The following is a 12,782-nucleotide window of genomic DNA, read 5'->3' on the forward strand; positions in this document are numbered from 1 at the left end:
TGGTCTTATCGGCTTGGTGGTTCAATAAGTTAGGCTCCAACGGTGTCTACAAAGTAGGCAAATTCCGCTTCGTAGGCAAATTAATGCCTACACCTAACTAAAACTTTCCAGTAATCCATAAGTAGAGCCTTTATAAATTTAGGAGATTGTCTATGTTAACAAAACAACCCGTACTATCAGCCAAAACTCACTTATGCGCCGCACTAAAAGCGGCATTATTGCTAGGTGTGATTTTGCCCTTCGCGGTCACAGCTGAAGATACCAGCCGAATCAGTGTCAACTCCAAAGGTAAGCAAACCAGTGGCGGCGAAAATAGCTGGAGTAATGGTGGCAGTTGGCACCCGTCCATCAGCGCCGACAACCGCTATGTCGCTTTTATGTCCGAAGCCTCCAATTTGGTGCCCAATGACACCAACAACTCCGTTGATATTTTTGTCCATGACCGCGAGACCAAAAAAACACGGCGTGTCAGCGTCTCTTCCGATGGCACACAAGCCAAACCTTCGTGGTCAAGCGCTCCCATCATCAGTGCGAATGGTCGTTATGTCGCGTTCAGATCGGACGCATCCAACCTAATCGCCGATGACAAAAATGGAACTGATTATGACGTGTTTATTCATGATCTTAAAACCAAGAAAACGGAACGCATCAGCTTTGGACCCGATGTTAACGAAGCAGATGTGGAGTATTACCCAGCGCTTCCTGCACTGAGTGCCGATGGTCGTTATGTGTCGTTCTTAGCATCAATTGCCAATCCTGATGAATCGAATGTTTTCGTCCATGACCGCAAGACTAAAACAACCACCCGCGCTAGTGTTGCTTCCGACGGTACTCCAGGTAATGGCTCATGTATGAAACAGAGAATCAGTGCTAATGGCCGCTATGTTGCGTTTCAATCGGAAGCGAACAACTTAGTGAAAGGCGATACCAATAAACAAACCGATATTTTCGTTCACGATCTTGTGACTAAACAAACAACCCGTGTCAGTGTTGCTTCTGACGGTACACAAGGAAATAACGGCGCTTGGCAACCTGACATTAGTGCTGACGGTCGTTACGTCACGTTTTGGTCCTCTGCGTCTAATTTAGTCAGCGATGACAACAATATAGTCGACGATGTGTTCGTTCATGATAGAGAAACCCATGAAACGACTAGAGTCAGTGTTGCTTCTGACGGCACTCAAGCCAATGGCTATAGCAGCCGTCCCACCATCAGCCATGATGGCCGTTATGTGGGCTTTACGTCTGCCGCATCGAATCTCTCCGCTAATGATGATAATGGTGTTGAAGATGTGTTCGTGCATGACCGCGTTACCGGCACGACTAAATTAGTCAGTGTCACCTTAGACGGTACATCGGGTACAGGGTCTTTCTCAATGATTAATGTTACCGGCAACCGCGATGCGATTATCAGCCAGATGGTCAACACATGGTATTCAGATCGTTAGTGACGGATTTAGTGCCTAATGACACTAATGGTTTAGTCGATGTGTTTTTTCGTGACTTAGCCAAGTAGTGACAACCAAGTAGGGTGCATTCCATGCACCGCAGAGTTTGTAAGGTGCATCGAATGCACCCTAAAAATAATCCCGTCATTCCGACACGTCCTGCTGGAATGACAGGTAAAACCGCCGGCTTACATAACCGGCACCATACCCACACTGCTCTTAAGTTAAGCGAAAAGGCAAGTGCAAGTCAGCACTTACAGCAAACCGTCTCACTTAATTAATAGCAGTAACCCACAACGAGGAACGATGAAAATGAATACTTTCAATAAACACGGTAGCCTTTTATTCGCCGCGTGTGCCTTACTCGCGCTGACTACTGCAACAACTGTAGAAGCTAAATCGATGTCATTTAAACAAGGCGCGCTGACTTTTCAGCTTGACCCCGCTTCATTCGCGACCATGTTGCGACGCACCGGTAACGCATACAACGGCGTTGACAGTTATGGCCGACCCAATGAAGAACAATGGCAACTAGACACGTCTGGTACTAATAATATGGTGTTCGACAATGGCTTAAAAGGCATTATTTCGGGCGATGCCTACTTGGTAAGAGATGCCTATTTTGAAGACTGGTTTACCAGCGACGAAATAGCACCCTTAACCGCTTATCAAGTGATGGGACTCACCAAAAGAGAAGGCCAAGCGACTATCGCTTATAACCTCATCTCACTGCACAATTTCAACCCATTAATCACGGATAATAGCGTGACATTAGCGGGTATGCACCGCTTACCGTTAAGCGAGCCATGGCCTAAACCTACCTTTACCATGTACCCGCATGAGGTTGATATAGCAACACCGGTTAACGACAACGGCGGTCGCAACCCGCAAAAAACCACGGCGGAATTTGATGATTTCGATCCTGTGGCAACCTTTACCGGACAAATTGGTGTCGGCGGCGCTTTTAGGGTGAATGGTCGTTATGGCCATGTCACCATAGGTGATATGGCGTTACGTTACGACCCCAATCGCTCTGAAGTTAACTCAGGCTCAACCCCAGGCGGCAAACCGGGTACCGATGGCTGGTATATCACTGCCCATTTGAATACATCCTCAAGTACAGGCAAAACCGGCATTGCTGCTTTTGAAACTGCTAATACTAAAGTCAGCGTTTCAGGTAACACCTTTACTTTATCCGGCAACCTAGTACTCGCTTCTTGGTGGGGTGATAAAACAGGCGCCAACGGTGTTAATAAAGTTGGCAAGTTCCGCTTTGTCGGCAAATTAATGCCTACGCCTAATTAATAGCTATCCAGCAGCCCCTACGCTTCAGAGTCATCAATCCTTTAGAGGAATTATTCATGATAACCAAATACCCTGTTAAATCCGCCAAAACTCATTTAAGCACTGCTGTAAAAGCCGCATTACTCATCGGTTTAGTGTTGCCGTTTGCCGCTAATGCTGAAGAAACTACTCGCGTCAGCGTGTCTTCCAAAGGCAAACAAAGCGATGGCACAAGCTGGCACCCCCACGTCAGTGCTGACAATCGCTATGTCGTGTTTCAATCCGAAGCGTCTAATTTAGTGCCTAACGACACTAATAGTACGATAGATATTTTTGTTTATGACCGTCAGACCAAGAAAATACGACGTGTTAACGTAGCGTCGGATGGTACTCAAGCTAAACCTTCTTGGAACAACCAAGGCACAATTAGTGCAAATGGTCGCTATGTTGCATTCGTTTCGGATGCCTCAAACTTAGTGCCGAATGATACAAATTCAGGCAGCGACGTATTTGTACATGATCTTAAAACCAAGAAAACAGAGCGCGTTAATGTGGCGTCTGACGGCAGCGAGGCCATAGTGGGAGACTGGCGGGCACATCCTTCCTTGAGCGCCGATGGTCGCTATGTGTCGTTCATATCACCGTCCGGCAACTTAGTAGAAGGAGATACCAATAACGAAGCCGATGTTTTCGTACATGACCGCAAGACTAAAAAGACCACTCGCGTCAGTGTCGCTTCTGATGGTACCCAAGGCAATAGCTTATGCTTTAAGCAGAGAATCAGCGCTAATGGTCGCAATGTTGCGTTTCAATCGGAATCTACCAACTTAGTAAAAGGTGATACCAATAAGCAAGCCGATATTTTCGTTCACAATTTGGATACTAAAAAAACGACTCGTGTCAGTGTTGCTTCTGACGGTACACAAGCAAATAACGGCGCTTGGCAACCCGACATTAGTGCTGATGGTCGTTATGTGACGTTTTGGTCGTCTGCATCTAATTTAGTCAGCGATGACAAAAAACTTTGCCGATGATGTCTTCGTGCATGATGGAGAAACCCATGAAACAACTATGATCAGCGTGGCTTCTGACGGAACTCACGGTAATGCTTCTAGCAGCCGTCCAACCATCAGCCATGATGGTCGTTATGTTGGCTTTACCTCCTCGGCATCTAATCTAGCGGCCAATGATGATAATGGTGTTGATGATGTTTTCGTGCACGACCGTGTCAACCAAACAACAACATTAGTCAGTGTTAGCTTAGACGGCACCTCAGGCACCGGTCCTTTCACTCAAATTAACATCAACGGTAACCGCGATGCGATTATCAGCCCTGATGGTAAACACATGGCGTTTAGGTCGCTAGTAACAGACTTAGTACCCAACGACACAAACGGTTTAATCGATGTGTTTTTTCGTGACTTAACGACAAAGTAACAGCCTTTAAACCTTAGTAGGGTACGCACAACGTACCTACAGTAATAATTTAGGCTACCAACGTAAGGCGGGACAGGGTTTTCAGGATGCAGGACGCCGTAAATACATCCCTGTAGGCTTGGTGGCAGCATCCCTGCTGCCAACACCTGCACCCTGAATACCCTGTCCCTGCTAAAGGGTGTAGCCATAATTTACATAACCGTTTTGAGCATACCTACACGTCATCATGAATATAAAAAAAGCCTCACTACCCTTAGACGGTTCAGACAACACCATTAATTCTTCAATTTTTAGCGATAGAAAAAAACTTATACTCGCTACGCTCGTCATTTTTTTTATGTTTCTCTCTAGCTGCTTAATGGCCTTAGCTTGGCTAGGACACTTACGCTTTCGCGATGACATAAGTTTCTGGATGGCGCTGGGCTGTAGTTGGCTCATCGTTTTGCCTGAATACGTTCTCAACGTCGCGGCGACTCGCTTTGGCTATAGCGTATTTAACGGCGCACAAATGGCGTCGTTTCATTTAGCCTTCGGCGTCGTCAATGTAGCTTTAGTATCACATTATGTGCTAAATGAAAGTTTTACTGTAACTCAAATGGTTGGCTTTGCCGTATTATCGATAGCTATGATTTTGATTACTTACCGCCCATAAGGCTCTTAGTTCAGGTAAGTACATGAGTTCCGGCGGCCTCAGAAAACCGAGCAGCATAAATATAAAAAACCACACTGTGATTATCGAATTCGAACAATAAAAACTATTTCAATAACTGTCGATAGAAAAAGACCTATGCATACTACTCTCGTCATTTTTTTTATGTTTCTCTCTAGCTGCTTAATGGCCTTAGCCTGGCTTGGACACCTACGCTTTCGCAAGCAAATAGGTTTCTGGACCGCATTAGGTTGTAGTTGGCTCATCGTTTTGCCTGAATATGTGCTTAACGTTGCGGCGACTCGCTTTGGCTATAGCGTGTTTAACGGCGCACAAATGGCCTCGTTTCATTTAGCCTTTGGCGTCGTCTGCGTGGCTTTAGTATCCCGTTATTTGCTAAAAGAAAGTTTTACTGTTTCTCAGATGGTTGGCTTTGGTGTTTTATCGGTGGCTATGGTTTTGATTACTTATCGCCCTTAATTAACACGGTCAGCACTTAAGTGATGATGGAAAAACCATGAAAATAATGAGAGTGGCTGAAGACCCGGCATAAGCACACAATAGACTTTTCAATGTGAGTTCTATACCCTGTGTGCTGTTTTTGGTCATCTGCCACTTTTTCATGCCCCATTCGCCTCAACACGTTGAAATCACCTTAGCGACTGGCGTTTTAACGCTGGACCTATTACCAAGCCGTATCCCGCTACATCGCTTATTAGGCTTTGCTGCTAGAGTCAGTAGTAAACGAAAATTTTTATTTGTCAGTAAATTACTCGGTAAGCATTATCCGGTATCGCCGTTATTGATGCGCTGGTCGTATCGCAAGCTCGCAAGAGACGTGTTAGCGCAAGAGCAGCTCGGTTCGTCGCTGTGGCTAGGCATGGCGGAAACGGCGACCGGCTTAGGCTATGGCGTGTATGCCGAGGCGAAAGCTGAAGGATTGAATAATGCATTGTTTATGCAAACAACGCGTTATGTCTTATCCGGCTGCCCGTTTTTACAATTCGAGGAAAGCCATAGTCACGCAACCGACTTCTTTCTATATTTCCCTAGCCGCGAACAAGATAAACGCCTGTTTAACCAAGCGGATACCTTGGTATTAATTGACGATGAAATCAGTACCGGCACGACGTTTTTTACACTTAATACAAGCCTACCGACAGCTCAATCCGCAGTTAAAAAAAAGTCGTTATTGTTAGCTTAGTTAATTTTGCTGAGCCTGAAAGGCGTAGCGAATTAGCTCAACAAGCCGGTATCAGTATCGCTTGGGTGTGTTTGCGTTCAGGACGCTTTGCGTTTACCGATAGTCATAACGCTGTGGTAGATACAATAACCGTTAATGTCGACAGCTCACCGACCTGTAAAAAAGCGTATTTAGCCTGGCCTGGGCGTTTAGGCATTTCTAAGCCCATACAATTGACACAAGACTGCGCCGAAACAGCACAAACCTATTTTACTTCGTCAAGCTATGATACACGCCCCATTTTGGTGTTAGGCACCGGTGAATGTAACACGCCAGCGTATTTACTAGCCTGTCAATTAACCGCGCTAGGCTTTAAAGTTAAAGTACAAAGCACCACGCGCTCGCCTATTTACCCTGGCAATGATATTGCTAATGTCTGTCAGTTTACTGACAACTATGGCGATGGTATCCCCAATTTTCTGTACAATTTCGCGCGCGAACGCTACCGTGAAGTCATTGTGTGTCATGAAACGCCGCTAAACGAGGTCATTTTGGCTTGGCTTAATGCTTGGCAAGCGATTAGCGCTCGCTTTGAACTAACTGATTCCTATACCTCTGATGCACGCTTATATTTTTATAGACCTTGACGACACGTTGTTTCAAACCTTGCGCAAGCTAAAGCCGGGTTACAACCCCGCTGAATTAGTGGCGCGCGCCTTATTAGCCGATGGTCGTGAAAACTCATTTGCAACGCCTAAGCAGCAATGGCTTTGGCAATGGTTAAGCCGAGATTTTAAAATTGTTCCCGTGACCGCAAGAGATGGCGGCGCGTTTCAACGCGTGTTGTTGTCGTTTACTGAAGAAGCCGTGTTAAATCATGGTGCCGTTATTTTGGACAAACACGGCCAGGTTGATACTGAGTGGCAGCAACAGATGCAAGCCGAGCAAGCGCATTGGCAAGCTAAATTACACGCGTTATGGCAAGTCATTTTGACCTATTGCGAGAGTTTCCTGATTACAAGCCTAGATTAGTCGAGGATTATGGCGAAACCTGGTTTGCGGTTATCAAGCATCGCTCAGGCGATGAAGCGCCATTACGCCAACTCTTAGACGACTGCCTACTGAACCATCCAGCGCTAACCGACGGTAGTTTTTATTGGCATTTAAACAGTAATAATCTCGCTATTTTGCCAGATGCGATTCGTAAAGAACGTGCTGTCGCGTTTTTATTAGCCCGTTATCAACAGCAAGCAGGTGAAATTTTTAGCATAGGCGCCGGTGACAGCCTCACCGATGTGCCTTTTTTAGCCTTATGCGATTATGCGTTAATTCCTAGCAATACTCAGTTATTTAAGGCTTTATCGCTGCCATGCTCTAGTGTGCGAGCGTAGCCAGGACGCTCTGCGTCTCGTTTCGCACCGCCAGAGCGGTTGCAGGGCATTCCCACGCAGAGCGTGGGAACGATGAAAGTGTGTAGCCACTGTATCGTTTAGTACTGGCTTTTTTGGTATCATGCACAGCCATCCTCGCTAGAAGACAGCTTGTGTCTTAGCATCCATCGCTCAAACATCCCTTCTCTAAACAATAAATTAATAACACCTTACCTATGAAGCAACAACGTGGTTTTACCTTAATTGAATTATTAGTCGTACTGGTGATTATCACTTTATTATCGAGTACCGTTGGCCCTAAACTCTTTAATAAATTGAGCTCGTCTAAAGTCAAAGTCGCCAAAACACAAGTCGAACTCATCGTCTCGGCATTAGATACTTACCGAGTGGACATGGGCGAATTTCCTAGCACCGAACAAGGCTTACAAGTCTTACGCCAAGCCCCGGCTAATTCACAATACTGGGATGGGCCTTACTTGCCTAAAGATGTCCCGCTAGACCCTTGGGATCATCCTTATCAATATAAAAATCCAGGCTCAAATGGCCAGCCTTATGCGCTGTATAGCTTTGGCGCAGATGGTCAACCGGGCGGTGAAGGTCAAAATGCTGATGTAGGTCAATTATAAAAACCATGCCGGTATTTGCCTGGCAGCGCGGTTTTAGTTTGTTAGAAATGCTTATCGTGTTAACACTCATCGCCATCGTGGGCAGCTTAACCGCGCCTAAATTATTTAAGCAATATAACCGCGCGCTAGAACGCAGCCAAGTTCAGAGCTATGCCTCACGCATAGAGCGCTTAAGACACCAAGCCTTTCAGCAAGGCCGTAGTGTTAAATTGGCTAAAGACGATAAAGGCTTAGGAACGTGGCCTGAATTACCTGACGGCTGGTCAGCTCAGGAACTACCCGTATTGCGGTTATTAGCCACGGGTATCACCAATGGTGGCAAACTGATTTTGCAAGCGCATTCAGGCCAACGTTGGCAACTTGAATTTGCACCACTCGATGGTCGCATACAAATACACGCAATAAACGCGGATGTTGAAAACACGTTACCGTAGGCTACGCAATGCGTACCTTGTTAATTTTTCAAGCTACGCAAAGCCTCATCACTCAACACAAACCGGCTTTACCTTAGTAGAAGTGTTAATTGCCGCTGCTATCGTTGGTTCGGCCTTAGCGTTAATCTTGCAATTATTTACCAGCACCAGCACGCGTTTACATAAAGCCTCGCTACATGCCCATATTATGTTGGCGCAAAAACAAATCGTTACTGACGTAGAAAAAATTAATCTAAGCCAACAAACTCAAGGCAAAGGCGTGCAGAAGGTTTTAATTTTATTTGGCAAGCAGAAAAAACCGCCCCTGCCCTGCCCACGTTTGGCACAAATCCTAATATAGAGTTTTCCCGTAAAATCAGTGTGTATCGCGTCAAAGCTGAAATTGAGTTACCCGGTGACAAATACAATTATCTGCAATGGGAGCAATTAGCATGGGAATAACGCGAGCACGGCGTTTACCCACGCGACAATCCGGTTTTACCTTAATCGAAGCGCTGATTTCGCTGAGTATTTTTAGCCTATTAATCGCGACGTTATTATGGGGCTTTAGCCAAGGACTGAATGCTTGGGAAAAAGGTTATCAACAAGAGCAAACGCAACTACGCTTATTACAGCGTTATAACTGGATAGAACGCTTGCTTAAACAAGCCGTGTGTGCCGATTATCGTTACTATCAAGGCAATTTTTTGCCTTATTTCATAGGCGAGCCAGACTCATTCAGTGTCATAACAGCAGCACCGTTATTCGATGACCCAGGCTTTATTAAACCGATTCGGCTGAGAATAGCAAAAACCGAGCAAGGCATTACGGTGTTATATCAAGAAGGTGAATGGCATAGCGACGCCGGTCGTGGTTTACGTTGGGCTAAAACCGAAACAGCGCTATTAACCCAATTACATTCGGCAAAATTTATTTTTGAAGCCCCAGCATTTCCACGACCTGCCGAGCTTGATGAGCGTATGCTGACCCCTAAAGAGCGCAAACGCTACCGTAATCAGCCGGTATGGTTAGAACAGTATGACACTGACTATTTACTGCGTATGCCTAGGCGGGTCAGCTTGCATTTTGTCGATGACCACGATAACACCCACACCTGGTTATTTAGCTTACCCGATACCAGCGATGCCTGGGGTTTAGAGATTTATCATGACGCTTTTTAAGCAGCACGGTTTTGTGTTACCGCTAGCCTTAATCATGTTAGCGATTTTAACTGGGTTAGCGGTGACGCTGAGTGAGCAAGCCCATACTAAAATGTTGGAAATTCAACGGCAACAAACCAGTTGGCGTAATGAACTAGAATACCGCTCGGCTTTACAACAGATTATCCGTATTCTACTGACCGGCGAAGTCGTTTTATAACAAAGTCTATTTAGACCCGTTAGCACTACCTATCGATGGTCAACCCTTTAAACTTAAAGGCTTAGAGGTGCAAATTCAAGACGGTGCCGGTTTAATCGGCTTAGGTCATTACGAGCCTGAATGGATGTTACGCTTACTGAGCCAATTTTGTGGCACTGAGCAAGCATTGCGTATTACTGACGAACTGGCTGATTGGGTGGACCAAGATCATGCCCGCCATCGTTATGGCCTGGAAAGCATTGATTATTTACGGCAACGACACGCTTACTTACCGAGAAATATTGCTTTGCGTAGTTTGGATGAACTGCTAGAACTTCCCTCAATGACACCTGAACTTTATAATGGCGACGCTGAACGCTATGGTTTAAAAGAGCTATTGTTAACCGGTGGTATTGACCATCTCAATATTGCCACAGCACCAGCGCCGGTCATACAAGCGGTATTAGGACTTTCGGCGCAACAAACACGCAAAATTATTAGCTTAAGAACTAGCAATAATTGGACGGAACTGAATAAATTACTTCCGGCTTATCATCGCGCTTTTGGTGAATTCGGCGCTTATAATGCTAGCAATATTTTCCGTATTCGCCTACGCAAACAAAACGACCCGGCACTGACGGTATTGCTCCGGCTAACCTTCAATAAATCGACTCCCTACGAAATTTTACTATGGCACTACCCCGATACTTATCGTGGTTGGATATAAGCAAACACCCACAGCAAACACGCGCAATAGCGCCGATTGTTTGCGTACAACAACGGGAAAACCAACTGCGTTATTCCGTACTCAGCTCTTCTGGTTGGCAGGCTCTGAATGAGCTAACCCAAGCGCATACCGGATTATTGGCCAAAGTCATACTGCTATTACCTACGGAATATTGCAGTTTTAAACACTGTCGTTTTCCGTTGCATTTGATTGCAGAAAACGAATTAGCAGAAGCATTGCAATTAGATATAGCCAAATGGTCGCCGTGGGGACAACAAAGCGACTATGTATTCCAGGCACAAGTACAAGGCGATGACTGGTTGGTTTATACCTGGGTTTGGGACAGAGAAAACGCGTACACATTACGGCAACAACTCAGTTATTGTACACATGTCATGCCTGAGCCGGCTTGGTATGCCGCACAGCTTAATGCCTTACCCGCATTGCTCATCGGTCAAAGCGCCCACGCTTTTTATTATGCTTTAGTAACCGCATCGGGTTGGATTAGCCAATTTGCAGAAGTTAAAGATGCCAGTCAAGCCCAGCGCTACTGGCATGGCTGGGGTACGCCTGAAATTAAGCACTGTTGGCTAACCCAAGAGGGTTTAAATACTTGGCAACCTGAAGCGATAGACACTCACCCGTTACCCAGCCAAGGTTTACCCCACAGCCGCGTGTTAAACCGCTTCCGCTTACCCGGTATTAAAGACTGGTCAGACCCGATGAGTTATCGCGAGTTACTATCCGTATTGGTGGTAACCTTAATGCTTTGGCTGCTTAGCGACGCTGCCGTACTGCAGTATCGGCAGCAACAAACTCAAACCGAGTTACAAACGATTAAACAAAGCAGCGAACAAATTTTGACTTTAAAACAACAGGTTAAACAGCGTCGGCAATTATTCCAATACGTGCAACAGCTCAAACATCAACAACAATCACCTGAATATTTATTAGCCGAATTAACCGATAAAATTCCCGATGCGATATGGCTAGAAAGCCTACAATTCCAAGGCGATGAACTAGACCTGACTGGGCGTGGCAAAAAAATCGTGGCCTTACTACCCACGTTACAGCAAATCAAAGGCGTAGCCGATGTGCAATTATTAAATGATATACACCCTGATGCAGTCACTGGCGAAGAGCAGTTTCAAATCAAACTATTACTGCAAAAACCATGATTAAACAGCGTGCAGAGCAATTAAAAAACCAGTTAAAAACTATCGAAGGCAGCGATAGCCCTATCGTACGCTGGGGTGTATTGCTATCAGTGTATTTAATCGTACAACAATGGCTTATTGACCCTTACTTCGAGTGGCGCGATGAAACCCTACAGCAATTAGAAGCTAATCAACACCAAATCGACAGCTTAACTGCACTGAAAAATTCAGAAGAAAAATGGCGTAACGCGTTAACGAAAAGCGAGCAAGCGATGACGGCAACTGGCCAGGCTTTTATTACCGCATCCAGTTACGCGCTGGCACAGCAAACCATGTATAATCAAGTGCAAGAACTCATAACCCGGTTTCAATTAAAAATCGACAGCCAACGCTTGCAAGAAGCTAAACCCGCACCGTTTGGTGAGCAAATCGACTTACAGCTCAACCTCAGTGGTCACTTATTCGACATCATCAGCTTTTTAGATGCGTTAAGCTCAGCTGAGCAAGTGTATCGCTTTGAACAGCTCTATATTAGCGTCAATGGCGAACAAGCCTCGCTTAGAATGACGTTATCAGGCTTTAGATTACAAACACCTGAGAGCCAACCAACACAAGCATCCGCGCCTACTATTAACGTGCCCACTACTGAAGCTGTCGCTGATACCGAGCTCAAATAATACTAATGAAACGCTATTATTTCCTAGCCTTAATACCTGCGTTATTACCGGTTTTAGATTTATGGTTAGAAGACACCGAGCTTTCTATGGCTATGCAAAAGCCGCCTAAATTTGTATCTGAGCCTCGCTTAATTAATGAACAAACTAAGCAACAAATCTTAACGCGTAATTTATGGGATAAAAATCGCGGCCACATCATCGAACAACCTGGGCGTCATACCACCGGCAATGCGAGCACAGCCTCCACGGCAGCAGCAACTTGGCAATTAAAAGGGGTAAAAGCGCCTAACATCGCCATCATACAAACGGCAGATACTACGTTAAAAATTTACCATCCAGGTCAAACGCTGCCGAATGGTGATATTCTCAAAAAAGTCTTTATCGATGGCATTACTGTTGAACAAGAGCAAAAATCAAAACATGTGTATTTA

General features: G+C 45.4%; 19 protein-coding genes. All 19 read left to right on the forward strand.

The annotated features are described in order from the left end of the window. The first annotated feature begins 152 nt into the window (after positions 1–152). A complete protein-coding gene (locus tag VZ94_RS03155) occupies positions 153–1,448 on the forward strand; it encodes a TolB-like translocation protein (protein WP_052700178.1) in 1,296 nt (431 codons plus the stop codon). 312 nt (positions 1,449–1,760) lie between these two features. Beyond that, positions 1,761–2,753, forward strand: coding sequence for a hypothetical protein (locus VZ94_RS03160; RefSeq protein WP_131655460.1), 993 nt, complete (start codon positions 1,761–1,763; stop codon positions 2,751–2,753). 56 nt (positions 2,754–2,809) lie between these two features. Beyond that, entirely contained in the window at positions 2,810–3,766 is a 957-nt protein-coding gene (locus tag VZ94_RS03165) for a hypothetical protein (RefSeq protein WP_052700179.1), read from the forward strand. After that, entirely contained in the window at positions 3,744–4,169 is a 426-nt protein-coding gene (locus tag VZ94_RS22140) for a TolB family protein (protein WP_052700180.1), read from the forward strand. The genes VZ94_RS03165 and VZ94_RS22140 overlap by 23 nt, the downstream gene beginning before the upstream one ends. 226 nt (positions 4,170–4,395) lie before the next feature. Beyond that, entirely contained in the window at positions 4,396–4,821 is a 426-nt protein-coding gene (locus VZ94_RS03170) for a DMT family protein (RefSeq protein WP_204369032.1), read from the forward strand. 135 nt (positions 4,822–4,956) lie between these two features. Then, positions 4,957–5,298 (forward strand): DMT family protein, encoded by a 342-nt coding sequence (locus VZ94_RS03175; RefSeq protein ID WP_045778134.1) that lies wholly within the window; start codon positions 4,957–4,959, stop codon positions 5,296–5,298. A gap of 142 nt (positions 5,299–5,440) precedes the next feature. Then, positions 5,441–6,022: a phosphoribosyltransferase domain-containing protein gene (locus tag VZ94_RS27840; RefSeq protein ID WP_239649593.1), complete on the forward strand. Its 582-nt coding sequence runs from the start codon at positions 5,441–5,443 to the stop codon at positions 6,020–6,022. A gap of 113 nt (positions 6,023–6,135) precedes the next feature. Next, a complete protein-coding gene (locus VZ94_RS27845) occupies positions 6,136–6,648 on the forward strand; it encodes a TRSP domain-containing protein (RefSeq protein ID WP_239649594.1) in 513 nt (170 codons plus the stop codon). Further along, positions 6,620–7,033 (forward strand): HAD family hydrolase, encoded by a 414-nt coding sequence (locus VZ94_RS27850; protein WP_239649595.1) that lies wholly within the window; start codon positions 6,620–6,622, stop codon positions 7,031–7,033. The genes VZ94_RS27845 and VZ94_RS27850 overlap by 29 nt, the downstream gene beginning before the upstream one ends. Beyond that, positions 7,000–7,392 (forward strand): HAD family hydrolase, encoded by a 393-nt coding sequence (locus tag VZ94_RS27855; protein ID WP_239649596.1) that lies wholly within the window; start codon positions 7,000–7,002, stop codon positions 7,390–7,392. Before VZ94_RS27850 ends, VZ94_RS27855 begins: the two co-directional genes overlap by 34 nt. Before the next feature lie 215 nt (positions 7,393–7,607). Next, entirely contained in the window at positions 7,608–8,018 is a 411-nt protein-coding gene (gene gspG, locus VZ94_RS03190) for a type II secretion system major pseudopilin GspG (protein WP_045778135.1), read from the forward strand. Between the two features lie 5 nt (positions 8,019–8,023). After that, a complete protein-coding gene (locus VZ94_RS03195) occupies positions 8,024–8,452 on the forward strand; it encodes a pilus assembly FimT family protein (RefSeq protein WP_045778136.1) in 429 nt (142 codons plus the stop codon). Then, entirely contained in the window at positions 8,430–8,792 is a 363-nt protein-coding gene (locus tag VZ94_RS03200) for a type II secretion system protein (protein WP_045778137.1), read from the forward strand. Before VZ94_RS03195 ends, VZ94_RS03200 begins: the two co-directional genes overlap by 23 nt. Before the next feature lie 91 nt (positions 8,793–8,883). Further along, the gene (locus VZ94_RS03205) at positions 8,884–9,612 is read left to right on the forward strand and encodes a PulJ/GspJ family protein (protein WP_045778138.1); all 729 of its coding nucleotides are present in this window, start codon (positions 8,884–8,886) and stop codon (positions 9,610–9,612) included. Next, positions 9,599–9,811, forward strand: a complete 213-nt coding sequence (locus VZ94_RS03210) for a hypothetical protein (protein WP_045778139.1) — start codon at positions 9,599–9,601, stop codon at positions 9,809–9,811. The genes VZ94_RS03205 and VZ94_RS03210 overlap by 14 nt, the downstream gene beginning before the upstream one ends. A 67-nt stretch (positions 9,812–9,878) precedes the next feature. Further along, on the forward strand, positions 9,879–10,517 hold the full coding sequence (locus VZ94_RS03215) for a type II secretion system protein GspK (protein ID WP_045778140.1): 639 nt from the start codon (positions 9,879–9,881) through the stop codon (positions 10,515–10,517). Then, a complete protein-coding gene (locus tag VZ94_RS03220; RefSeq protein WP_082081354.1) occupies positions 10,481–11,695 on the forward strand; it encodes a PilN domain-containing protein in 1,215 nt (404 codons plus the stop codon). Before VZ94_RS03215 ends, VZ94_RS03220 begins: the two co-directional genes overlap by 37 nt. Further along, on the forward strand, positions 11,692–12,351 hold the full coding sequence (locus tag VZ94_RS03225; protein ID WP_045778142.1) for a hypothetical protein: 660 nt from the start codon (positions 11,692–11,694) through the stop codon (positions 12,349–12,351). The genes VZ94_RS03220 and VZ94_RS03225 overlap by 4 nt, the downstream gene beginning before the upstream one ends. Before the next feature lie 5 nt (positions 12,352–12,356). Beyond that, positions 12,357–12,782, forward strand: a 426-nt coding sequence (locus tag VZ94_RS03230) for a hypothetical protein (RefSeq protein ID WP_045778143.1), incomplete at its 3' end; no start/stop codon positions are given.

The organism is Methylocucumis oryzae (genome assembly GCF_000963695.1).
In the GTDB taxonomy this organism is placed as follows: Bacteria; Pseudomonadota; Gammaproteobacteria; order Methylococcales; family Methylomonadaceae; genus Methylovulum; species Methylovulum oryzae.